A 22,276-nucleotide genomic window follows, 5' to 3' on the forward strand; every position below is an offset into this window, starting at 1 on the left:
TGTGAGGTCAAAGATAAACTATATCTATACCCCCATCGTCCAGCAACTGACAGCCAGAAGCTTGCAGCTAATTTGGGTATGATTTGGGTAAAGATGCAACAGATTTGGCTATAAACGCCTGATTTATGCGTTGGCACAAGATTTTTAACACCATGGCGCAGGTAAATGGAAATCTGTGTATGATTAAAATTTTAAAGACCCTCTTCGTAATCGGTATATTTATACTAACCCCGATGGTTGGCTCCTATACTAAGGAAGTCCGCCCGCAACATGCGCTACGCATCACAAAAGAATATAGCTTTGTTCTGGAAACTTTAACGATTTACAATCCTGTTAAACGGCAGTGCGATAATACTCCGCTGATCACCGCCAGCAATGCTAAAATTGATGTTGACAAGCTTCGTAATCAGGAAATCCGCTGGCTGGCATTATCACGCAACCTATTAAGGCGCTGGAACGGCAACTTCCATTATGGTGATACCGTAAAGATCACGGCAGGCGACCCAAGCATTGATGGTATGTGGATTATTCAGGACAACTTGAACAAGCGCTATAAAAACAGCGGTGATCTGTTATTCCACAGCAGCGTGCGTAAGCTTGGTAAATGGAAGAACGTAACGATCTCCAAAGTTGTATCGACAGCCGTTTTACATCCTATAGAACTACCGGTTGAGTAGCCGGTAGTATACTTCTATAGACTGTTACTTCAATACAACTTGCATACTATAGCAAGTCACGATCCTCTTTATTGTGTTACAATTGTGTGGTTACCGATGTATTGATGTGATGAGCTTCAAGAGCTATATACTTTTCATATAAGCAATTGCATCACGCTCGTTGACAAATTGTACAATCTCGATTTTCTCGTTATCCGATTTATGCTTCACGTTGTTTGCCGTGATTTTCGCCATTATTTCGCCCGGATCAATAAGTTGTGCATGATAAAGCCTCTTACCATTTAAATGACTGACCATACCCGGAATGAGCTTATTAACAATAAGACTTTGCGAATCAGTTCCCAACACGCCCATCTTGCGGATGTCTGCCATAAATTTTTGTGTATTGGATTGCTTAAAGCCATTCAACATGGCATCAATCACGGGAATGACGTGTTTATCGGAAGGAACTTTCTGAAAGTACTTTACCCATAAGGCATGGGTATCTTCATGATAAAAAACACTAACAAAATCAGCTCTGTAAAATTCCTTTGTCATGTTCTGGTCCATTTAGATATACCGCACCATACAAAAATAGGACAAGTCATTAACATGATACCTGAAAGAAATTCGATAATCTTACACGATGCCCAATACCGGATTTCAAGGTATTGCAAGCACTAACTTTGCGAAAAGTATTTTCCCAATTATTACCGGCTTACAAATATAGGATCCGGCCACCACGGTGCTGCAGCAGGTATATTATCCAGGTGAATCACTTCACCTATGCGTGGCGTTGCAGCAGTAACATTCAGTTTGGCAGCATGCGTTAATGCACGCTCTACCGGTTCGCGCCACGGGTGCAGCGCTAATTTAAACTTGGCCCAATGCACCGGCATATATACTTTGGCTTGCAGATCTATACTGGCTTGCACGGATTCTTCGGGCATCATGTGTATATACGGCCACTGCTTATCATACTGCCCACACTCCAGCATTGCTATATCAAAGGGCCCATATTTTTCGCCTATCTTTTTAAAAGAGTCATCGTAACCGGAGTCTCCGCCTATAAATATATTTTTGCCTTCCGTCTTTAAGACAAAGGAGGCCCAGAGTGTTTTGTTATTGACAAGACCGCGACCAGAGAAGTGTCGGGCGGGTGTAGCAACCAGATCGATACCCGGTATCGGGTTTATACTTTCCCACCAATCGAGTTCATGAACATGTTCCTGCGGAACCCCCCAATGAACAAGATGCGAACCTACACCCAATGGTGTACAGAAGACTTTCACTCTATCCTTTAACTGCACGATCGTATTATAATCGAGGTGGTCATAGTGATCGTGCGATATAATTACCAGGTCTATATCCGGAAAATCATCGGCAGTATAGATCATGGTTCCATTATAACTTTTGGAACCTGCGTACTGCACGGGCGAAGGACGTTCACTGAATACAGGGTCTACTAAAATTTTCTTACCACCAATTGAAATTAAATATGACGAATGTCCGAACCATATCATTACAGGTTGGCCGGGTAACGACTTAAGATCTGTCTTTATATGCGGAAGTGAATCGGCTGGTTCGCGATCGATGCCTTTACTGAAAAAGAATTCACCGAGCATTTTCATGTACGATGTTCCCTCGGCAAGCATCGGAGTTTCTTTCAGGTTCTCGAACCGGTTGTTTTTATACTGCGGTGACTGCCTGATTTTCGCAAGATGTTCTCCCGAAGGAGTTTTACCAAATGGTCGTTGTTGCATAAATACAAAGATAATGGCCGCCAGCACTACGAGTATAATCGCGAATACTTTGAGGGACCTGAGGAGTAATTTCATTTATATCGTAGACGCATGGGTTGTTTTTTTATTGTCGGAGAATCGTTATTCGTACTTCTATGTGCAACTATTACGCTTTTAATGCCATGCTTATTTTCTGCAGGTTTTCGATGGTTAGACGTATGCGTTGTACTTCCTTTTGTATCGTTCGCTTGCGCACTACAAACCATCCGTACAGTATCCACGCTGTATAGCCAACACCAAAGGCTACTCGTTCCCAAATTGTAAAATCGTGCAGTGCTTCCACGAAGAATAATACCATGAGTGCATTAAATGAAATGAAATATACCGGCCCACTCACCATTAATATGCGACTGCGAACCTGGAAGTGATTTTTCCAGGAGTATATGTGTTCTGTTGGGTTTTGAAGTTCATCAATCTTCGCCAGCAGTATAGCTACATATAGCTCTACGAGCCCCTGCATAAATACCAATATGCTCAGTCCGGCAACCGCCACTTGGGAGAGGTATGATTTTACACCGAAACCATTTTTCAGCAAAAAGAAAAATATAACGGTTCCTGTTGCCGACAGCACAACTCCGCGAAACAATACCTGTTGCAGCATTTTTCCTTTCGTAGTTTTATTTTCTTTCTGCAACCACGACACATCCGGAACGCGGGCTGTGCTTCCTTGTTTGTTCCAGAGTAATTGTATTTGATCAAAGTCTGCCATAATTATCTGTTTTCAATTGCTGTATATATGGTTGCCAGTTGTTGTTTGATGCGGTGAATCTTTACCCGCAGATTACCTTCCTTTATGCCTACAGCTTCAGCAATCTGGCTATAGGGAAGTTCCTGTAACACCATGCTGATGATAAGGCGATCGGCTTCATCCAATTGCTGAATGGCCTTATACAGTACCTGTATAGCATGTTCATCGGTATTATGCTCTTCGGCATGATCGATACGAAGATCACTCAGGGATACGCTTGCATTTTTCTTGTCTTGCCGGATATAGCCTAAACATGTATTTACAGCAATGCGATAAATCCATGTACCGATCTGCGCATCTCCGCGAAAGCGGTCTTTGTTCTTCCACACGCGGATAAAAGTTTCCTGCAATAAGTCTTTGGCTATATCGCTGTCATTGCAATAGCTCAGGCATAAATAGTATATATTCCTGGAGTAGGTGCCGTACAGGGCAGCAAACTCCGCGTCCGCATCTAGCAGTTCACTCACGACTGTCGGATCACTTTTGAATGAATTGATTTACTTCTTTTATAAACCACTGCGAATCGTCCCAGTGTATAAAATCTTTAGCTGTTTCAGTAAGTTTTACCGAGTGATTGGTTAGCGATGCATAAAAGTTATCGTGCATCGTATAGCCTTCTTCGAGGGGCATCTTTTTCATAGTCTTACCAAAATACCAAGTTCCGAAACACAAAACCGGAATTTTTATCGCTGGCAATACAGGACGCAGGTCGGTAGCCATCTGGTCGGCCAACGCAGTGGCTATTGTTTTTCTGTCGGATGCCACGTTCCAGTCTGCATAAAGCTTTGCCTTGAGTGTATCGTGTGTTATCATATTCTTACCCAACTGGTACATCATGGCGTGAAATGCGTTTTTATCCGGACCGAGGTATGCAGTCTTTACATTGCCTGCGAACGTATTGGCCTGTTCCTGTGTAATAGCCGGATTGATAATTTGCGCCAGAAAGGGATAGGTATCAATTACAATAAGTCGTGCTATACGCGTTGGTTCTGCTGCCAGTTGCAAGGCTATAAATCCACCATAATTCATGCCGATCACCGTAGCATTCTTCAGCTTCTTTACCTGGATATAGTCGTTGATGGCAGTTTTATATTGTTGCGTATAGTTACTATCCAAAGGCGCCAAACCGGCAAATCCTGCCAGGGAAAACACGTGACACTCGTGTGTCTTTGATAACTCCTTTACTGCATCTTGCCACATATCGCCCGAGCATCCGATGTGTGGTATAAATAACAACGGACTTCCCTTACCCGTCACTTTTACCTCATATACCTTCGATTGTGCCTGTACCGATGCCGTTGTGAGTATTAAAATCAATACTAAAAAGCCTGTAAAATTCTTCATATCTCTTTTTTTTGCCATTAGATACCCGCATCACCGGATTGTTACAGAACCTGAAAATATTTTTTCATAAAGATTGTCACACGGCCTACTCCGCCTGTAGACTTCCCGTATATTTCACTTGATATCTGTCCTTCAACCTGCTATAACCTGAATGCGAACCGTCATAAAAATTTTTATCAGTTTCATTCTTATGCTCCTGCTTAGCGCAGTGCTATACATCAACAAAGCCATTTATTATAAACCGACTATACAAATAAGTGAAAGCGACACCATCAACATGGACGTGCTCCGTCAGCTACGGCACCTCAAACATAAAATGGCAGCCGGGGCCGCAGACGATATGCAAGGACTTTATCCGGAAGGATATATATTTATGCACGCACTCTATGGCCTGGCCTGGTGCGACTTTGCATCCGGATTAACGCCAAATTCATCGTTGTATAAGGAAGCGCAGGAAGAGATCAGTAAGTCCTGTGTTGCTCTACAATTACCAAAAGCGCGGGCTATCTTCGATGAAAATCTCACGATACCTAATGGTGCTTTTTATGCCGGCTGGAGCAGTTACCTGCTTGGCAAAAAACTGAGCCTTGAAAAAGCGTCCGAACGAAATGCCGAAGAGGTAAAATATTTTCAGCAACAATGTGCATGGATAGCAGAGGCATTCACCAACTACACTTCACCTTATCCTGAATCATACTACCAGGCAGCATGGCCGGCAGATGCTATGGTATGTGCCGCCTCACTCCGGTTGCATGACAAAATTTTCGCACCACAGTATAGCAATGTGCTATATACCTGGATTGATAAAGTAAAAAAGACGTTTGATACAAGAGGTCTCATTCCTCATCGTACCGATCCCGTTACAGGTCAACCTCGCGAGGGCGCACGCGGTTCTTCACAAAGCCTGATGCTTATCTTTTTACACGAGATCGAACCGGAATTCGGCAAACAACAATTTGATATTTACAAAAACAATTTCCCGGATGAGCGACTGGGGTTGCCTGGCATATGTGAGTATCCCCGCGGTGTGATTGGAGCGGGCGATGTAGACTCAGGTCCTGTTATCTTTCAAATGGGAGCCGCTGCCAGCATCGTAGGTATTCGAACGCTCGCCACGTATCACGAAACTTCCAGGGCATGTGGCATACAAGGTGGCATTGAAGCTTTTGGATTTTCCACACACGATGAAGATGAGAAGGAATATATCTTCGGCATACTCCCCATGGCAGATGTATTTATAACGTGGGCACAGACGGCTATCCCCATAGAAGCATATAGCAAGACGATAGCAGATCGCAGTCGGTTTCACCTATATAGTGCAGTCGTGCTCATCATCATAATCGCTTCACTCATTATACAGTGGCGTGATAAACTCCGGAGGAAGCAGGCGTAGCACATACAAGTATCACCATTCATTTAAAACATCGTCAGCATAGAATTAAAAAGCTATCTTGCGGCTTCCGTTAAAAACGCGTTGAAATGATTCTTACCAAACTCTTCCGTGAATTTTTTAACAGTGAACGTGCCTCGGGCATCGTGCTGATCTGCTGCACTATTTTTTCGCTGGTCGCAACAAATATTTTTCCACCCTACCTGGAGTTCTGGCATCTTCAGTTTGCAGGCCATCACATTACACACTGGATTAACGATGGGTTGATGACCATCTTCTTTTTACTAATTGGTCTTGAACTGGAACGTGAAGTATATATCGGTGAATTATCAGATCTAAAGAGTGCTATACTTCCCGTACTCGCTGCACTGGGCGGCATGTTGTTTCCGGCAGCGCTGTATTATCTTGCCAATGCCAATGGCGGCAACCTGCGTGGCGTTGGTATACCCATGGCTACTGATATTGCGTTTGCACTGGGCGCACTCTCGCTTCTTGGAAATCGCGTACCTTCTTCATTGAAAGTATTTCTCACTGCACTCGCAGTAATCGATGATCTGGGAGCCATTCTTGTTATCGCTATATTTTATACCAGCACCATCAGCTGGTTAAACCTGGGTATAGCGGCTGGTATCTTTTCGCTTTTGATAATTTTTAACAGACTGAAAATTCATTCTGGATGGCCGTACCTGATCGGTGGTGTTGCCATGTGGTACTTCATGTTACACTCGGGGGTGCACGCAACCATTACCGGTGTACTTGTTGCTTTCGCGATTCCTTTTGGAGATGGTAAAGAGAACACGTTATCGCACAAGCTTCAACACTTTCTGCATAAACCTGTAGCATTTATTATACTCCCTATATTCGCATTAGCCAACACGAGTATACCCATTAGTGGTGACTTCTACTATGCCTTAGGCGGAGCTGTAAGTATAGGTATATTTGCTGGGCTTCTTATCGGCAAGCCGGTTGGCATTACACTATTCAGCTATGCTACGGTGAAGCTTAAATTAAGTAATCTGCCAACGGATATATCATGGAAACACATACTCGGTGCCGGCATATTGGGTGGTATAGGCTTTACGATGTCAATCTTTATAAGCTTACTCGCATTTGATACAGAAGTGCTTATCGATCAGGCAAAAATTTCCATCATGCTGGTTTCTACCGTGAGCGGTTTACTGGGGTATTTTTATTTGAAGTCGGTGCTTCAGTAGTTGTTATCCGTTAACAGTTAATCGTTTGGGATGATTGATAAAAAAGTATATAGATCATTGAGACTTGTGTGTTCTGTTGTGAACAAAATATCGATTGGCTTGTTTCGACTATATATGAAAGACTATGTCTCAGAGTCACAACAACACCATTGAATACAAGTTGATCGAGCCACCCCAAGAACTGGCAGATTTCGTTGAGAGTTATTGGATGCTGGTTAATCACGCAGACAAAGCAAAGGAAGTAATAGTTTTACCCGATGGCAGGATTGATATCTTCTTTTCATATTCCGCCAATGAAGATTTTCATGTTACGCTTTCCGGATTGAGTAGCAAGGCAGAACAAACCAGCATTGCACCGGGAACAAGAATCTTTGCCATAAGCTTCAAGTTGCTGGCAATCGAATATATGCTCCATCTGCGCATTTCTTCTCTCGTCAACAGCGTACAATATTTACCGGTCGATTTCTGGGGAGTGACTCGTGATGATCTGAACGACTTCGATCAGTTCTGTACTAAAATATCCGCTTGTATGAAGTCTTTGAATATAGCAGCTGTTGATAAACGTAAGCACACACTATTCAATCTCATCTATACATCGCAGGGTGCGCAGGCAATACAGGAAATGGCGAAGCAAGTGAATTGGAGCAGCCGGCAGATAAATCGTTATTTCAATCAACAGTTCGGTATATCACTAAAAGCATACTGTAACATTCTTCGATTCAGAGCTTCGTTCGAGCACATTAAAGAAGGCAAACTTTTTCCGGAGCAAAACTTTACAGATCAGGCACATTTTATCCGCGATGTGAAAAAATTCTCCGGTGTAATCCCGAAAGAACTCAAGAAAAACCGTGGTGACCGATTTATACAATTTTCAACCTTACCCGGGAAATAGTTTAGCACCATCATAACTAAACTATTTAAATATGTTGATTAAGGGCAAGCGAATAGCTATTATAGGCGGTGGCCCCGGTGGCCTGACACTCGCCAGATTATTACAAATGAATGGTGCTGATGTAAAAGTATATGAGCGCGATGAAAGCGAGCATGTACGTGTACAAGGCGCAACATTAGACCTACACGAAGAATCCGGCTTGAAGGCATTAGCAAAAGCCGGACTGATGGACGCATTCAAGTTACATTATCGGCCCGGTGCTGATAAGATTCGCATACTAGATAAACACGCAACTATAATTCTGGACGAACACAGCCATGAGACATCTCGTACGTTTGATGATGCTGCCTATCGCCCGGAAATCGATCGGGGGCCGCTGCGCAAGCTACTACTGGATTCGTTGCGTAGCCACACCGTTGTGTGGGACAGTCACGTGATATCAATAAATACTGAAGAAGATGGATGGCGAATTGGTTTTAAGAACGGAACATCCGTCACCGCAGACCTGGTAATTGCTGCGGACGGTGCCAATTCAAAAATACGCCCGTTGATTACATCTGTTAAACCATTTTACTCGGGTATCACGATAGTAGAAGGAGCGGTATATAATTCGGAAGCTGCAACACCTCGCATGCATGCACTGCTAAACAACGGGAAGATATTTGCCCTGGGAGATAGCAAATCTTTAATTGTTAGTTCAAAAGGCGATGGTAGTCTTGTATTCTATACCGGCTGTAAAACTGATGAACGCTGGTGGTATGATAGCCAGATAGATTTTGCAGACAAGACACAAGTTACAGCCTGGTTTGAAAAAGAGTTTGCCGGATGGGATGCTACATGGCTTGAGTTGTTCACGAATGCGAGTGCTAATTTTATACCGCGTCCGCAGTACTGCATGCCGCTTGATCAAACCTGGGAAGCATTGCCGAATCTTACCATGCTTGGTGATGCTGCGCATGTTATGCCTCCCTATGCTGGCGAAGGAGTAAATATGGCCATGCTGGATGCGTTGGAACTTAGCGAATGTCTTCTGAATACAAACTATACATCTATACATGCAGCCATTGGTGCTTATGAAAAACAGATGCGGGCGAGAGCTTCTGAGGTAGCGGGGGTAACCCTGGAGTCAACAGATATACTTCATTCATCAAACGCTATGGCGTTTATGACACAACTGCTTGAGCAACCCAATCTATAGTTGATATATAGCTGGAGAGTATCGATTTGAAAAATTAGCAACTACCGGTAGCAAGTCAGACAACAACCTGCCATTTGCCTTGTTCGTCTTTTGAGTACGACAGCCCATTGCTCATTTCGTGAACCTGCTTACCAGCATTGTCGGTATAATTTTTCAATTCGTATACTCGAATTCCTCCGTTTTCCTGGGTAAGGAAAACAAGCAGTGCATTGAGCGTTGGCGGAACGTCATGCAACCACATATCATCATTTTCGCGAACAAATGCCTGGCTCATGGTATTAAGATTTATTATTGAAAACTAAAAAACAATGCCGGGACTGGTTGTTGCAAAGTTAAATATTATAGGCGTCAAAACATCGCAATGAGTTTTCTGTACATTTAGCTCAATATCTAATAATTATGAAAGCCTATATTATCGTAGACATCACCATTACAGACCCTGCTTTGTACGAAGACTATAAGAAATTAACACCAGCTTCGCTTGTGCCGTATGAAGGCAGATTTATTGTGCGCGGTGGCGCAACAGAAACGCTGGAAGGAGATTGGAAGCCAGGAAGACTTGTTATACTGGAATTTCCCTCGGCAGAAAAAGCAAGAGCGTGGTGGTCATCCGACACCTACGCTCCTGCAAAAGCCTTGCGGCAGGCAGCCTCTCATACGCAGTTAATACTGGCCGAGGGCTGTTTATAGTATATCTTAATTTACTTTGATCAGTTCAACTTCGAAGATCAATGTAGCATACGGAGGAATTTGTCCACCGGCACCGCGGTCGCCATAGCCAAGCTCTTGTGGTATATATAGCAACCACTTGTCGCCTTCGTGCATCAACTGTAATGCTTCGGTCCAACCGGAAATCACTTCGTTTACACCGAACGTTACAGGCTGACCACGCTCTACCGAGCTATCGAATACGGTGCCGTCTACCAGTTTGCCTACATAGTGTACGGTTACGTTGTCAGTAGCTTTCGGTGCTTTACCTTTACCGGCTGTGATCACTTTATACTGCAATCCGCTGGCGGTAGTGATTACCCCTTCCTTCGTTTTATTCTCTTTCAAAAACGCAGCACTGCTTTCTTTCAGCTTGCTGTTCTTTTTCTCGGCAGCCTGTTGCATATAGGTCTGCACAATCATCATGGCATCCTGCTGCTGTATCTTTAATGTTTTATTCTGGTATACATCGCGTATAGCGATGGTGAGTGCCTCGACATCCAATGAGTCACCGCCTTGCGATTTAAGGTTTGATGCCACCAATACACCCAGTCCGTAACTTGCTTTCTTTACTGTATCAGTTAATTCAACATCCTTGGGTTTCTTCAATTGTTCGATCTCGGCTTTCAGCTTTGTTACCTCTGCCTGCAACTCTTTCTTCGACTGTGCAAAAAGCGGCAGCGTGATGATCATGGAAAAACAAAAAACAAATAATTTCATCAGATATAATTATACGTTAAAAATTAGAGACTAAAGATTTGCGTAATCTAGATCAGCTTGGTGATCAGATCATCAACACTGATACCTTCGGCTTCGGCTTTGAAGTTGCGTACGATGCGATGGCGCAATACAGGTTTGGCTACTGCGCGCACATCCTCAATATCAGGAGAATATTTACCATTGAGCAACGCATTACATTTAGCACCGAGCACGAGGTACTGAGAAGCGCGCGGGCCTGCACCCCACTCCAGGTAATCTTTCGATACCGAAGAGCTTCCGTTAACACCCGGACGAGTTTTATTGGCAAGGTTTACTGCGTATTCAATTACATTATCAGGCACCGGCACTCTGCGCACCAGGTGCTGGAAGTAAGAGATTTCTTCTGCATTCAAAACTTTGTTAACCGTTTTAACTTCATCGGAAGTTGTATTCTTTACAACGGTAACTTCGTCCTGAATAGAAGGATAGGTGAGGAGTATATTAAACATGAAACGATCGAGCTGCGCTTCGGGCAGCGGGTATGTACCTTCCTGTTCGATCGGGTTTTGTGTTGCCAATACGAAAAATGGTTTCGGCAATTCGTAACGTTGGCCAGCTATCGTTACGGCATACTCCTGCATCGACTCGAGTAATGCAGCTTGTGTTTTAGGAGGTGTACGGTTTATCTCATCTGCTAATACGATGTTGGCAAATACAGGTCCGCGTACAAATTTGAAATTGCGTTCCTTGTCCATCGTCTCAGCGCCCACAATATCTGAAGGCATAAGGTCTGGTGTGAACTGAATACGCTTGAACTGGAGATCGAGTGATGTCGCTATAGTTTGTACCAACAAAGTTTTCGCGAGCCCGGGTACACCTACGAGCAGCGAATGCCCCTGGCAAAAAATCGCTGTGAGTACCTGCCGAACAACTTCTTCCTGGCCGATAACAATTTTGGAAATTTCCGCTTTCAGATTTTTGTATGCTCCAGCCAGTGCGTTGGCTGCGTCAACATCAGATGCAAATTTCGTCATTAGTGCTCATCTAAAATTCCACAATAATCATACGATGGGTCGATGCTTATGAACACATCTTTCCTTGCTTTATCGAACCACTTCTGCAGCACCTTATCTTTCTTCTCGTTCAATGTAGCGGCTTGTATACGCGACCAGTCTGCATCCAGTGAAGCCTGGTGTGGCGCCAGTCGCGATTTATAGTACAATATACGCACAGCATCTTTACCTTCATCCGTACGATACGTGATCGGTTTGGAAACTCCGCCAACGTCCATCGAGTCCAATTTGAAGAATACAACCGGGTCGAGTTCATCAACCATCAGGCGCATACCGCCATCACCATCATTGAAGAATCCGCCATTCCCTTTTGTCTCTACATCATCCGAATATTCTTTTGCTGCTTTCTGGAATTTGATACTATCGGATACAATGAGGTTACGCAAGCTGTCGAGGTAACGCGTAGCTTTTTGTATGTCTTGTTCAGATGGCTTTGGAGAGATCAGTATATGTCGTGAGCGATACTCGTTTCCTCTGCGCTCCAGCAATTGCATGATGTGATATCCGAATTGTGATTTGAACGGCATTGAGATTTCGTTAGGCTTAAGCTTGAATGCCATCGCTTCGTACTCAGGCACCATGCGCCCGCGACCTGACCAACCCATATCCCCACCGTTGGAAGTTACACTTGGATCATCAGAATACTTTTTCGCGAGGGTTGCAAAGTCTTCACCGCTTAAAATCCGGTTTCGTATACCAATCAATTCTCCTTTGGTAAGATTCTCTTGTTCGCCACTAACCGTTGCAATCTTTACAATTTGTGCTACCTCTACTGATGCTGAAAAATAAGGCAAACTGTCTTTCGGAATTTTGTGGAAGAAACGTTTCACCTCAGCAGGTGTAACGGTTATACTCTTGGTAATCTCTTCCTGCATTTTGCGCACCACTAACTGTTCACGTTCCTGGTCGCGAATCTCGAGTCTGATCTGCTCTAATGTTTTACCGTATCGTTCTTCCAGTTCGTCTGGCGATACACCCGCCTGCGCGATGATCATGTCCATTTTACGTTGCGTATACTGATCTACATCAGCATCGGGCACAACAACAGAATCCATCTCGGCTTTGGCCATCATCAGTTTGTTACGGATCAACAGCGCGAGATACTGGCAACGCACTTGTTGTGAAGCTGAACCTCCGTTGGTGAGATAATCCTGGTAGGCACGCTCCAGGTCAGATTTCAGAACAATGTAATTATCTACCTTAGATATAATCTCGTCTACTACAAAGCCAGTGCCTGCTGCTTCCGGGTCTTGCGCTGATGCTGCCGGAACTATTGCTCCGAATGCAAACACCAATGCTATATATTTTATTATATGCTTCATATCACTTAAAAATCTCGAATTCCTTTTGGTCTGCCCCGTTGTTATATACTTCATCTTCCAGCTTGTCGGCAAGCTCTACTTTACGCTTGTTCAGAATGATGTTCCGGATATCGTCTTTCACAAATTCCTGCGGACTCACGTTATCCGAAATACGATACTGGTCTACTTTTAAAAAGTAAAGATAGCTATCGTCTGAGGTTTCGTAATACGGGTTTGATTTTAAAAACTGGATTTTATTCGGTATTTCCACCAGAGGGGAATTGCGAACCAGGTCGTCAAAAATCATCCAGCTCGAATCGGAAATGTGGTAGGCCGATGAAAAACTGAGGCAATACGACTTCAGTTCTTTTTCGTCTTTCTCACGTTTTGAAAAGATCAGCTCTTTGATCTTGGCCGTACGGGGAGCATTTTTCGGAACCTTGATGAAAGTAGCCTGTACAATGTTCTGCTTCAGAATGAAGTTATCGATGTTGTCTTTGTAATACCGTTCAACTTCCGCGTTGGAGATAATCGTATCCAGGTGTTGCTTGATGTAGTAATTCTGATATTCGTGTGCGATGATACTATAGCGGTAGTCCAGGATCTTCCGCTCCACATCGGCTTCGTTAATATCGATCTTGCGCGATGCTTCGCGAATCAGTAATTGCTTGCGAATCCAACTGTTGATATAAGCCTCCACACGCACGGTACTATCACGTTTGGTAGTGCCGGGTGCTATAATTCCATCGAGTTCGTCTTTATACAGGTATGTATTTTCAACGCGGGCAATGGGCTGGCGATTGGCTTCACTGTCTGAACTGTCTTTTTTCATTTTGATGAAGTCGCACCCTGACAGTGCAACGGCAGTCAACAGACAAAACAGGAGTGGTTCCTTTTTGCTTTGAAAAGGAAAAGCGGCAAATAATGATTGCTTGAAATGTATATTACTTCTGTTGAAGGTTTTGAAATATGTACTTTTTCCCTTTTTCATTCACTTTCACGGAGTATTTCTTCTTCAATTGCTCAACCCAGTTTTTCTCCAGATAGGTCTGATAATCGGAGATGACTGCAGGTCTTGCTTCCTCAAACGACATAGCACCGGGTGGCAGTATATTCCTGATCCACGCAAGGTAATACATTCCGTTATTTTCCGCTGAATGCACGCCAGTCACCCACGGAACCTTCTGAAGAATCGTTTTTTCTTCCTTCTTGTAGTAACCTGTTTCGGTTTTCAGTTTATTCTGTGTTACAAATTCATTGATTCCCTTTTCATCTCCGGCCTGCAACAGTGGCTTCAATTTCGCCACAAACGCGTTGGATGCCGTAAAGTAAAATGAAGCCTGGGCACGCTCACCAGCCTGGTAGTTGTTTACGTGAGCATCGTAATAGCGATGTTGCCCTACCGAATCTGCGGAAGCCTTATTCCACACCTCTTTCTCCATGATGTCGAACAACAGGATACCTTCATAGTATTCCTGCAACAGATAGTTATAATCCGGATGTTCGCGCATAATTTTTTCTTCCTGCAACGCTAGGATGCTTACATCTACAAAATGGTTGTAGAGTTCCTCTAAATACTTTTCAGGAGTTTGTGAGGTTGATTTCTGATTCTTCTGTGCATAGCGCAAAAATTCCTGAACGGTATATTTTTTATCCGTCAACGTGAAAAGAATTTCTTTTTGCTCATTCGGATATACCGGAGCTTTCCATTTTCCTCTTTTGATGGATGTATCGGCCAACGCCAGCACTTTTGATTTCACCAGTGGCACTTCTGTATATTGAAATTCTTTACGGAGTTTAGCACCCAATGCCTGTTTGGAAACTTGTGTGCGTTCATCCCGGTTAACGCGACTCTTCAGCGAAGTATTTAATTCTTCAAAAGGCGCTAACGGGATTTTACGTTCGAGTCTGATGATGTGCCAACCGAATTGTGTCTGAAACGGATCGGATATTTCTCCGGGCTTGTTAAGTGAAAACGCTATGCGTTCAAACTCGGGTATATTTGCCATAGCGCCTGTTCCAAACTGGCGAAGTCTGCCACCATTATCTTTTGAGCCCGGATCTTCTGAATATTGTTTGCAAAGCTCTTCCCATTTTACTCCGCCTTGTAGTTGATCGTAGAGATCGAATATAGTATTCTTTGCTTTTTCATTGTCTTTATCATCGCCTGTGCGGACCATGATGTGTGAGACTTCCACTTCACCGCGGGCGGGTCTGCGGTCAGCAACGTAAATAATATGGTAGCCGAAGCGTGATCGCACTGGCATGGATATTTCTCCAACCCTGGTGTTATAGGCTGCTGTCTCAAATGGATATACCATTTGCATGGCGGTAAAGTATCCCAGGTTGCCATTATTACTGCGTGCTGAAGGATCTTCTGAAAACTGGGAAGCAGCCATTCCGAAATCTTCTCCGCCCTTGATTTTATTTCTGATCTCAATGATCCGGTTATAGGCTTTCAAAGTATCTTCCGGAGATGCATCGGGCTTTAGGTTGATGAGTATATGCGAAGCCTTTACTTCTTCCTTCATGCGGTTGTAGGTGAGGCGAACAAGGCTATCGGTAAGTTTTGTATCCGGTAAATACGGCTTGCGTAGTTCTTCTTTATACTGATTGAATTCGCGTATGAAAGCCTGCGTGGTGTCCAATCCACGTGCCTTTGCTTCTTCTACCTTTAGCTTGAAGTTAATGAAGAGATCGAGGTACTCCTGTATTTTTGCACTCGTGAAATCTTCTGTTTTATTCTGATGATTCTTTTTATAGAGGTATATAAACTCATCTGTTGTTACAGCTTTTTTATTTACTGTAAACAGGTTTTGCGTGGGAGTTGATTTTTGTTTTTTGCTTTGAGCAAAGCTGAAAGAGATTGTTGCGCTGCCAAGCAGCACCAGGATTGCCAATCGAATCATCATAGGTTTACTGGTGTTGAAAAAATTACTGATAGTGAACGGCTTTAATAAGACGACATACGTTACGGCCACTTCGTTTTTGATATTCAATTTTATCCATAATTGATTTTACCAACCGGATACCGAGGCCGCCTTTACGTTTCTGGTGAACAATGTTATCTATAGCAGGCTCGTGAAATTGATTTATATCGAAAACAGTTCCATCGTCTACAATTTCAAAAACCACAGGATTATTTTTATCTACGAGTATATGCAGCTCAAACAAATCATCCGGATTGCAGTGATGCGAATGTATCATCAGGTTTGAGCACATCTCATCAATGGCCAGCACAATCTCGCTGATCTGCATATCAGCAACACCATGATTCTTCAGTGACTCGCGAATGAAGTCGCGTACGCCCTTCAGATTTTCAATGCTGCATCCAACTTTATACGTGTAGTTCATGCTACCATTTGCTTTGCCTCTACCTTATCTTTTCCAATCTGGAGCAGCTCGTTTAACCCGAGAATATTAAACGTATTGGCTACCCGCTCGCTCATACCGAACAACACCATGCGTATGTCACGGTCTTTGAACTCTTCGATATACGACATAAATACTCCCAATCCGGCAGACGAAATATATTCGAGCGCTCCGCAGTCCACAAGGATCTTCGTAAATCCTTCTCCCACACTTTTGGCAATAGCCAAGTCAAGCTCTATGGAAGAACTGGCGTCAATTTCACCAATCAGGGCAATGACATCTGCTCCGTCTTCCTGCATTCTCTTGATGTGGATCATAGGGTTTTAACGTTTTTTTATTTTTTATGTTCACTCCTTCGCAGCAGCTTCTTTTTTCACAAAAAGGAACTACTGCTACTTTTTTTACCTGTGTTAATTCTTAATCACTTCAACAATCTATCACCTGAACTTTACGATCATGGTTGTATAGTCGTCATTGATGTTTTCAGTTCCTGTAAACTCATATAGTTTCTTTATGAGGTGATCCTGTATCTCTTTCGGACCAAGTGATCGCACTTCATCCACTACACTTTCCAGGCGTTCGTATCCAAACTCTTCACCCTTCGCATCCTTTGCTTCGGTAATGCCATCGGTATATAGTACCATTACATCACCCGCTTTATACTCAAATTCATTGGCCTGAATAAAGTTCTTGTAACTCTTGTTACGCACCATACCCAGGGCAATACCTTTATCTTTAAAATATATAGCCTTCTCTTTGTCGGCACAGAAATATAGTACCGGGCAATGGCCGGCACGCGCATAGCGTATCTTCTTTGTCTGGCTATTGATAACAAAGTATATCGCTGATATAAAAGAGCCGCGTTCCAGGCAGTATACCAACGCCTGGTTAGAGCGCACCATGAATGTATCGGGTTCTACGTCTTCCTGTGCCAGGCTGTGGAAAATCCCTTTCATCTGCGACATGTGGAAAGCTGCGGTGGTTCCTTTTCCGGACACATCGGCGATGATGAGTGATACCTGGTGATCGTTGATGCGGATCGTATCGTAATAATCGCCTCCTACTTCATCGGCAGATTCAGAGAACGCTGCAACTTCGAAGTCATCGTCTTTCTCCAGAACATCGGGGAGCAAACTTTTCTGAACCGTTTTGGCGATCTTCAGCTCCTCCTTATAGCGTTCGTTCTGCAGCGCTTCCTCCATTAACCGGAAATTCTCGATAGAAATTCCCGCCTGGTTTGCAAACGTGGAAACGATCTTGGTCATCTCCTTATTGAAACCTTCGGGTAACTCCTTCAACAATGCTAACGTTCCAATGTTTTCGCCCTTTACATAAATAGGGAAGGCGAGTATGGAACGGAAGCGCGAGCCTTTTAACGAGGCCAGGTGCTTCGACAGGTTCTTGGTTTTATCACTGCTCTGCTCCAGCACACCTTTTACGTTGTGAGTCTTCAGGTGTGTGATGATGTCGTGAGCTTCTTTATCGGTGATCTTATAGGTAAAGAGTTTATAGTTCAATTGCCGGCTGTTCACCTCCAGCCACGCAGCATCCGCGAATACTGTACTGACGGATGTCTCCAGCAATATATTGTATACGCTCTCTTCACTCTGCTCCGTCTGTATCGACTGACTGATGCGTTGAAAGTTTACAACCTCCTCCAGTTTCTGCTCAAACACCGATGTTGTAGGGAGGTTGAACAAAATAACGAGGAACGAAAACGTGCTATAGATGGTGACGAATACAATAAGCGAGAGAACAAAAATGTGATTGCGATAATCGGTGAAGTGAGGTACTGTGTTGCCTATACTTTCTGCCAGCGCGCTGTTGGTATAGAAGAGATATAGCAGGTAAAAAATGGTAAGCAGCAAGAGTAAAAGACTCGTCCACTTTTGCCGGAAGTTCAGGTACGCAACCCACTTCATATTTCCGGAAAGTACCAGGCCCACTACAACAAATACGCTGAGCAGAGTAGCATATAGCCACTCCACCACCGGAAAGTTAAAGGTGTTATATAGCAACGAGAGAAGTAAACCTATTTCAAAGAAGGCCCATAAGCGTATAAGCCATTTTGATTTTTGATAGAGTATAAGACGCTTCCATGCGGTGAAGGCCATGAGCAGGAACCCGATCATTAACGCCAGGTTCACCAGGTATAGCAGGTCTTTGAAAACAACATTGGTTGTGAGTCGCGTGCTCCCCATCAGAAATTCGAGCAGGCGCAATCCCAGCGAGATTACCGTAAAGACAAGGCCGGTTGCAAATACACGCCACAGCAAGTCTACAAAGTTCAGTACATCGTCACGCTCAATCTTGAGCTTGAAGTAGTAGAAAACAGAAAGTATATACAGATTCAGAATAACTCCGGGCAGCCACACGGGCAGTTCCTGCCGGATGTTGCTGCTCGAAGCACTGAAAACAATAGAAATGTCTGTAAACAGCAAGGCCAGCCAGGTGATAACACCCACCAGAAAAAGCAATCGGGTAATGGCCTTTGTACGCATTGCGGATAAAAAAAGCCAATCAAGCTATGATTGGCTCCGCAATTATAGGAATAAATCGGTAAGATTTACTCAATAACAATGTTCTGCGTTCGTCTTCCTGTGCAATTTTTTAGCACTGCCCGGGTTCCTACTTACGGCTGTAATTAGGAGCTTCGCGGGTAATGCTAACATCGTGAGGATGACTCTCTACAACACCGGCTGAAGTAATCTTCACAAACTTGGCCTGTTTCAGCTTTTCAATGTTCTTGGCGCCACAGTATCCCATGCCTGCCTTCAAACCTCCTACTAACTGATACAGTACTTCTGATACAAGTCCTTTATAGGGAACACGACCGGATATACCTTCGGGAACAAGTTTCTTGATGTCGTCTTCTACATCCTGGAAATAACGATCTTTCGATCCGTCTTCCATCGCTTCGAGTGAGCCCATACCACGATAAGACTTGAATTTTCTTCCTTCGTATATAATTACTTCTCCGGGAGCTTCTTCTGTTCCGGCAAGCAGTGAACCAACCATTACGCTATCCGCACCGGCAGCTATAGCTTTCACTACATCGCCTGAGAAACGTATACCACCATCGGCAATGATCTTCATATCAGAACCTTTTGCTGCTTTTGCAGCTTCGTATACAGCGCTAAGCTGTGGTAAACCAACACCGGCTACAACGCGGGTTGTACATATACTTCCGGGACCAACACCAACCTTTACGGCACTGGCACCGATCTTGGCAAGTGCTTTGGCGGCTTCACCTGTCGCTATATTTCCTACGATGAGGTCGAGCTCAGGATATTTTTTCTTTACACGTTTCGCTGCATCCATTACACCTTTTGAATGACCATGAGCTGTATCGATGCTGATCACATCTACTCCAGCTACTCTCAGGGCCTCAATACGATCGAGTATATCGGGTGTAACACCAACGGCAGCCCCTACACGCAATCTGCCAAACTGATCGTGACAGGCATTGGGTTTATTTTTCTTCTTCTGAATGTCTTTGAAGGTGATAAGGCCGGTAAGTTTACCTTTCTTATTAACGATGGGAAGCTTTTCAATTTTATAGCGCTTCAGTGTTCCTTCAGCCTGATCGAGTGTGATGCCTTCGGAAGCTGTGATCAGATTTTCTTTTGTCATGATCTTCTCTACCGAGGCATCCATATCTTTCTGGAAGCGCAGGTCGCGGTTGGTGATGATACCCACCAGCTTGCCGTTTTGGTCCACTACAGGAATACCACCTATGCGATACTCACGCATAATTTTTTCGGCATCGCGAACGGTTGAATGAATTTCCAGGGTGATCGGATCGAGTATAAGACCGCTCTGCGAGCGTTTTACTTTACGAACCTGCTCAGCCTGCTGTTCAATCTTCATGTTTTTATGAATGAACCCGAGGCCGCCCTCCAGTGCTATACTGATAGCAAGGTCTGCTTCTGTTACCGTATCCATGGCGGCAGAAACAATCGGAATGTTCAACTTGATGTTGTTGGTTAAAAAGCTGGTAGTAGAAGTTTCGCGTGGAAGGACATCTGAATACGCAGGAACAAGAAGCACGTCATCGTATGTGAGCGCCTCGAAAAGGAATTTTGAATTATCGAGCGGCATGGCAAATAATATTAGGATTCATTATTTGCCGGGCAAAGGTATACTTTAATTATATAATTCACTAACAAGGAATGTAAAGTGGTCAATATTTCTTTTCAGATATTCATTCTGCCGATATTTATTGCCGATAATTGGCAGTGCTCATTTATTTTTGACGCGCTAAACCAATATTTATGAGAAGAATATTCTTTACCCTTTCCCTCTTTTTTTTATTCATTGTTTCATTTGCTCAGGTACAAACAGGTAAGGCATCCTTCTATGCGGATAAGTTTGATGGCGTTACAACGGCCAGTGGCGAGAAGTATCGTCACAATAAATTTACCGGTGCTCATAAAAGTCTGCCGTTCGGAACCAAAGTGCGCGTTACTAATCTTGCCAACAATAAATCTGTAGAAGTAAAAATTAACGACCGCGGTCCGTGGGTTGAAGGTCGCATCATCGACCTATCCAAAGCGGCTGCCGAAGAACTCGGTTTTGTAAATCTGGGCGTGGCCGATGTTAAGATTGAAATTATAGATGCCGGTGATGGTAAAACCAGCGACCCGGGTCGACCGATCGATCATGTTATGGTTGAAGAAAAAGAGTTCTACGAGTTCGAGATCACACGCTATACACCGAAAGGATATGGTGTTCAGATCGGCACATACCAGGAACTTGTAAACCTGATGCGTTTGTCTGACAACCTGAAGAACTCTTACAAGAAACAAGTTACCGTTCAGGTAAAGGTTATCAACGGTGTGAAGTACTACGGATTGATACTGGGTAAATTCAGCTCACGCCCCAAAGCAGAAGAGTTCCGCGAAGAGCTGCGTATTAAATTTCCGGATGCCTTTATCGTGGAGTATAACCGACTCTGATCAAGCACTTTATATACCTGCTAACCTCTAGCGATTAACTCGACAAGTTCTTTTTAGGCAGAAATAAGTTTTCCTTTGCAAGGTCTATAGTCTGCAGATACCACCAACCGCAGACTATAGATCTTTTTTATGGAGATCATTGGATATATAGCGTCCGTTTGTATCGGATTAATTTTAGGATTGCTGGGCGGGGGAGGTTCTATTTTATCCATTCCGATCCTGGTTTACCTCTTTCACATCGATGCTGTGATGGCATCTGCTTACTCTCTTTTTATTGTGGGTATAACCAGTTTTGTTGGTGCTGTGCCCAAGTACAAGGAGCACCTGGTAAATATACGCACGGGGCTCCTCTTCGGCATTCCATCCATCATCAGCATATTTGTTACGCGCAAGTGGATTGTACCTTCCATGCCCGATATACTATATCAATCGGACTCAATTATCATCACCAAACGCGTTTTACTGTTAAGTCTCTTTGCCATCTTAATGATACTCGCTTCGGTATCGATGATCCGCAATAAGAAGGAAATTCAGCGCGAAGATGATCGCAACCGTAAAGCACTCCTTTTCATTGAAGGTATACTTATTGGTTTCCTAACGGGATTGGTAGGCGCAGGCGGAGGGTTTCTTATCATACCGGCTCTCGTGTTACTCACCGGGCTTCCTTTTAAAACAGCTGTAGGCACATCGTTGTTTATTATCGCGATCAATTCGCTGATGGGTTTTCTGGGAGATGTATTGAATTATACGATGGATTGGTCATTCCTGCTCTCCATTACTTCACTCGCGATTGTGGGTATTCTTATCGGTAACAAGCTTTCGGGATCTATATCATCTTTTAAACTTCGAAAGGCGTTCGGCTGGTTTGTACTGGCGATGGGCTGTTGGATATTGATCCGGGAGATCATGATGTGATACTAT

Annotated in this window: 23 protein-coding genes; 8 read left to right on the forward strand and 15 right to left on the reverse strand. The window is 43.8% G+C overall.

From position 1 onward, the window contains the following. The first annotated feature begins 125 nt into the window (after positions 1–125). Positions 126–677, forward strand: a complete 552-nt coding sequence (locus tag ACFQ21_RS22105) for a hypothetical protein (RefSeq protein WP_377582751.1) — start codon at positions 126–128, stop codon at positions 675–677. Positions 678–800: 123 nt separating this feature from the next. On the opposite strand, the gene ACFQ21_RS22110 is transcribed toward ACFQ21_RS22105, so the two are convergent. The 5 genes from ACFQ21_RS22110 to ACFQ21_RS22130 all read right to left on the reverse strand — a co-directional run bounded on the left by ACFQ21_RS22110 (position 801) and on the right by ACFQ21_RS22130 (position 4,550). Next, positions 801–1,214: a hypothetical protein gene (locus ACFQ21_RS22110; RefSeq protein ID WP_377582752.1), complete on the reverse strand. Its 414-nt coding sequence runs from the start codon at positions 1,212–1,214 to the stop codon at positions 801–803. A gap of 152 nt (positions 1,215–1,366) precedes the next feature. After that, positions 1,367–2,494: an MBL fold metallo-hydrolase gene (locus tag ACFQ21_RS22115; RefSeq protein ID WP_377582754.1), complete on the reverse strand. Its 1,128-nt coding sequence runs from the start codon at positions 2,492–2,494 to the stop codon at positions 1,367–1,369. Between the two features lie 70 nt (positions 2,495–2,564). Then, the gene (locus ACFQ21_RS22120; protein WP_377582756.1) at positions 2,565–3,167 is read right to left on the reverse strand and encodes a hypothetical protein; all 603 of its coding nucleotides are present in this window, start codon (positions 3,165–3,167) and stop codon (positions 2,565–2,567) included. A 2-nt stretch (positions 3,168–3,169) separates the two neighbouring features. After that, positions 3,170–3,673 carry an RNA polymerase sigma factor gene (locus ACFQ21_RS22125; protein ID WP_377582758.1) on the reverse strand — a complete coding sequence of 168 codons (504 nt, stop codon included), beginning with the start codon at positions 3,671–3,673 and terminating at the stop codon, positions 3,170–3,172. Between the two features lie 10 nt (positions 3,674–3,683). Further along, positions 3,684–4,550: an alpha/beta fold hydrolase gene (locus ACFQ21_RS22130; RefSeq protein ID WP_377582760.1), complete on the reverse strand. Its 867-nt coding sequence runs from the start codon at positions 4,548–4,550 to the stop codon at positions 3,684–3,686. Positions 4,551–4,740: 190 nt separating this feature from the next. Here ACFQ21_RS22130 and ACFQ21_RS22135 point away from each other — a divergent pair, with 190 nt between their 5' ends. From ACFQ21_RS22135 to ACFQ21_RS22150, 4 genes are all read left to right on the forward strand, one after another. Continuing rightward, the gene (locus ACFQ21_RS22135) at positions 4,741–5,943 is read left to right on the forward strand and encodes a hypothetical protein (RefSeq protein ID WP_377582762.1); all 1,203 of its coding nucleotides are present in this window, start codon (positions 4,741–4,743) and stop codon (positions 5,941–5,943) included. An 86-nt stretch (positions 5,944–6,029) separates the two neighbouring features. Continuing rightward, positions 6,030–7,154, forward strand: a complete 1,125-nt coding sequence (gene nhaA / locus ACFQ21_RS22140; protein WP_377582764.1) for a Na+/H+ antiporter NhaA — start codon at positions 6,030–6,032, stop codon at positions 7,152–7,154. 124 nt (positions 7,155–7,278) lie between these two features. Further along, positions 7,279–8,046 (forward strand): helix-turn-helix domain-containing protein, encoded by a 768-nt coding sequence (locus ACFQ21_RS22145; RefSeq protein WP_377582766.1) that lies wholly within the window; start codon positions 7,279–7,281, stop codon positions 8,044–8,046. Between the two features lie 31 nt (positions 8,047–8,077). Beyond that, positions 8,078–9,244, forward strand: coding sequence for an FAD-dependent oxidoreductase (locus ACFQ21_RS22150; protein WP_377582768.1), 1,167 nt, complete (start codon positions 8,078–8,080; stop codon positions 9,242–9,244). A gap of 55 nt (positions 9,245–9,299) precedes the next feature. Here the strand turns inward: ACFQ21_RS22150 and ACFQ21_RS22155 are convergent, their stop codons facing one another. Next, positions 9,300–9,518 carry a hypothetical protein gene (locus ACFQ21_RS22155; protein ID WP_377582770.1) on the reverse strand — a complete coding sequence of 73 codons (219 nt, stop codon included), beginning with the start codon at positions 9,516–9,518 and terminating at the stop codon, positions 9,300–9,302. A gap of 125 nt (positions 9,519–9,643) precedes the next feature. Here ACFQ21_RS22155 and ACFQ21_RS22160 point away from each other — a divergent pair, with 125 nt between their 5' ends. Then, positions 9,644–9,934 carry a DUF1330 domain-containing protein gene (locus tag ACFQ21_RS22160; RefSeq protein ID WP_377582772.1) on the forward strand — a complete coding sequence of 97 codons (291 nt, stop codon included), beginning with the start codon at positions 9,644–9,646 and terminating at the stop codon, positions 9,932–9,934. Between the two features lie 6 nt (positions 9,935–9,940). Here the strand turns inward: ACFQ21_RS22160 and ACFQ21_RS22165 are convergent, their stop codons facing one another. The 9 genes from ACFQ21_RS22165 to guaB all read right to left on the reverse strand — a co-directional run bounded on the left by ACFQ21_RS22165 (position 9,941) and on the right by guaB (position 20,498). Beyond that, positions 9,941–10,672: an FKBP-type peptidyl-prolyl cis-trans isomerase gene (locus ACFQ21_RS22165; protein ID WP_377582774.1), complete on the reverse strand. Its 732-nt coding sequence runs from the start codon at positions 10,670–10,672 to the stop codon at positions 9,941–9,943. A gap of 47 nt (positions 10,673–10,719) precedes the next feature. Then, on the reverse strand, positions 10,720–11,685 hold the full coding sequence (locus tag ACFQ21_RS22170) for an AAA family ATPase (RefSeq protein WP_377582776.1): 966 nt from the start codon (positions 11,683–11,685) through the stop codon (positions 10,720–10,722). Further along, positions 11,685–13,046 carry a peptidylprolyl isomerase gene (locus ACFQ21_RS22175; RefSeq protein WP_377582778.1) on the reverse strand — a complete coding sequence of 454 codons (1,362 nt, stop codon included), beginning with the start codon at positions 13,044–13,046 and terminating at the stop codon, positions 11,685–11,687. The genes ACFQ21_RS22170 and ACFQ21_RS22175 overlap by 1 nt, the downstream gene beginning before the upstream one ends. A gap of 1 nt (position 13,047) precedes the next feature. Continuing rightward, positions 13,048–13,857: a peptidyl-prolyl cis-trans isomerase gene (locus tag ACFQ21_RS22180; RefSeq protein ID WP_377582780.1), complete on the reverse strand. Its 810-nt coding sequence runs from the start codon at positions 13,855–13,857 to the stop codon at positions 13,048–13,050. A gap of 112 nt (positions 13,858–13,969) precedes the next feature. Continuing rightward, positions 13,970–15,937, reverse strand: coding sequence for a peptidylprolyl isomerase (locus tag ACFQ21_RS22185; RefSeq protein WP_377582782.1), 1,968 nt, complete (start codon positions 15,935–15,937; stop codon positions 13,970–13,972). Positions 15,938–15,959: 22 nt separating this feature from the next. Then, positions 15,960–16,379 (reverse strand): ATP-binding protein, encoded by a 420-nt coding sequence (locus ACFQ21_RS22190; RefSeq protein ID WP_377582784.1) that lies wholly within the window; start codon positions 16,377–16,379, stop codon positions 15,960–15,962. Continuing rightward, positions 16,376–16,714, reverse strand: coding sequence for an STAS domain-containing protein (locus tag ACFQ21_RS22195; RefSeq protein ID WP_377582786.1), 339 nt, complete (start codon positions 16,712–16,714; stop codon positions 16,376–16,378). Before ACFQ21_RS22195 ends, ACFQ21_RS22190 begins: the two co-directional genes overlap by 4 nt. A 120-nt stretch (positions 16,715–16,834) precedes the next feature. Beyond that, the gene (locus ACFQ21_RS22200; protein ID WP_377582788.1) at positions 16,835–18,898 is read right to left on the reverse strand and encodes a GAF domain-containing SpoIIE family protein phosphatase; all 2,064 of its coding nucleotides are present in this window, start codon (positions 18,896–18,898) and stop codon (positions 16,835–16,837) included. Between the two features lie 127 nt (positions 18,899–19,025). Continuing rightward, positions 19,026–20,498: an IMP dehydrogenase gene (gene guaB, locus ACFQ21_RS22205; RefSeq protein WP_377582790.1), complete on the reverse strand. Its 1,473-nt coding sequence runs from the start codon at positions 20,496–20,498 to the stop codon at positions 19,026–19,028. 173 nt (positions 20,499–20,671) lie between these two features. On the opposite strand from guaB, the gene ACFQ21_RS22210 reads away from it, so the two are divergent. Both ACFQ21_RS22210 and ACFQ21_RS22215 read left to right on the forward strand, forming a co-directional pair. Then, positions 20,672–21,355: a septal ring lytic transglycosylase RlpA family protein gene (locus tag ACFQ21_RS22210; RefSeq protein WP_377582792.1), complete on the forward strand. Its 684-nt coding sequence runs from the start codon at positions 20,672–20,674 to the stop codon at positions 21,353–21,355. 129 nt (positions 21,356–21,484) lie between these two features. Continuing rightward, positions 21,485–22,270 (forward strand): sulfite exporter TauE/SafE family protein, encoded by a 786-nt coding sequence (locus ACFQ21_RS22215; RefSeq protein ID WP_377582794.1) that lies wholly within the window; start codon positions 21,485–21,487, stop codon positions 22,268–22,270. Positions 22,271–22,276 lie beyond the last annotated feature (6 nt).

The organism is Ohtaekwangia kribbensis (assembly GCF_042676245.1).
GTDB lineage: Bacteria > Bacteroidota > Bacteroidia > Cytophagales > Cyclobacteriaceae > Ohtaekwangia > Ohtaekwangia kribbensis.

Bases quoted from the DNA above. Each gene is read 5' to 3' on its own strand.
- guaB (WP_377582790.1), bottom strand. From the start codon at position 20,498: ATGCCGCTCGATAATTCAAAATTCCTTTTCGAGGCGCTCACATACGAT.
- ACFQ21_RS22145 (WP_377582766.1), top strand. From the start codon at position 7,279: ATGTCTCAGAGTCACAACAACACCATTGAATACAAGTTGATCGAGCCA.
- ACFQ21_RS22120 (WP_377582756.1), bottom strand. From the start codon at position 3,167: ATGGCAGACTTTGATCAAATACAATTACTCTGGAACAAACAAGGAAGC.
- ACFQ21_RS22150 (WP_377582768.1), top strand. From the start codon at position 8,078: ATGTTGATTAAGGGCAAGCGAATAGCTATTATAGGCGGTGGCCCCGGT.
- ACFQ21_RS22135 (WP_377582762.1), top strand. From the start codon at position 4,741: ATGCTCCTGCTTAGCGCAGTGCTATACATCAACAAAGCCATTTATTAT.
- nhaA (WP_377582764.1), top strand. From the start codon at position 6,030: ATGATTCTTACCAAACTCTTCCGTGAATTTTTTAACAGTGAACGTGCC.
- ACFQ21_RS22160 (WP_377582772.1), top strand. From the start codon at position 9,644: ATGAAAGCCTATATTATCGTAGACATCACCATTACAGACCCTGCTTTG.
- ACFQ21_RS22190 (WP_377582784.1), bottom strand. From the start codon at position 16,379: ATGAACTACACGTATAAAGTTGGATGCAGCATTGAAAATCTGAAGGGC.
- ACFQ21_RS22165 (WP_377582774.1), bottom strand. From the start codon at position 10,672: ATGAAATTATTTGTTTTTTGTTTTTCCATGATCATCACGCTGCCGCTT.
- ACFQ21_RS22110 (WP_377582752.1), bottom strand. From the start codon at position 1,214: ATGACAAAGGAATTTTACAGAGCTGATTTTGTTAGTGTTTTTTATCAT.
- ACFQ21_RS22130 (WP_377582760.1), bottom strand. From the start codon at position 4,550: ATGAAGAATTTTACAGGCTTTTTAGTATTGATTTTAATACTCACAACG.
- ACFQ21_RS22175 (WP_377582778.1), bottom strand. From the start codon at position 13,046: ATGAAGCATATAATAAAATATATAGCATTGGTGTTTGCATTCGGAGCA.
- ACFQ21_RS22180 (WP_377582780.1), bottom strand. From the start codon at position 13,857: ATGAAAAAAGACAGTTCAGACAGTGAAGCCAATCGCCAGCCCATTGCC.
- ACFQ21_RS22155 (WP_377582770.1), bottom strand. From the start codon at position 9,518: ATGAGCCAGGCATTTGTTCGCGAAAATGATGATATGTGGTTGCATGAC.
- ACFQ21_RS22105 (WP_377582751.1), top strand. From the start codon at position 126: ATGCGTTGGCACAAGATTTTTAACACCATGGCGCAGGTAAATGGAAAT.
- ACFQ21_RS22185 (WP_377582782.1), bottom strand. From the start codon at position 15,937: ATGATGATTCGATTGGCAATCCTGGTGCTGCTTGGCAGCGCAACAATC.
- ACFQ21_RS22200 (WP_377582788.1), bottom strand. From the start codon at position 18,898: ATGCGTACAAAGGCCATTACCCGATTGCTTTTTCTGGTGGGTGTTATC.
- ACFQ21_RS22195 (WP_377582786.1), bottom strand. From the start codon at position 16,714: ATGATCCACATCAAGAGAATGCAGGAAGACGGAGCAGATGTCATTGCC.
- ACFQ21_RS22170 (WP_377582776.1), bottom strand. From the start codon at position 11,685: ATGACGAAATTTGCATCTGATGTTGACGCAGCCAACGCACTGGCTGGA.
- ACFQ21_RS22210 (WP_377582792.1), top strand. From the start codon at position 20,672: ATGAGAAGAATATTCTTTACCCTTTCCCTCTTTTTTTTATTCATTGTT.
- ACFQ21_RS22115 (WP_377582754.1), bottom strand. From the start codon at position 2,494: ATGAAATTACTCCTCAGGTCCCTCAAAGTATTCGCGATTATACTCGTA.
- ACFQ21_RS22215 (WP_377582794.1), top strand. From the start codon at position 21,485: ATGGAGATCATTGGATATATAGCGTCCGTTTGTATCGGATTAATTTTA.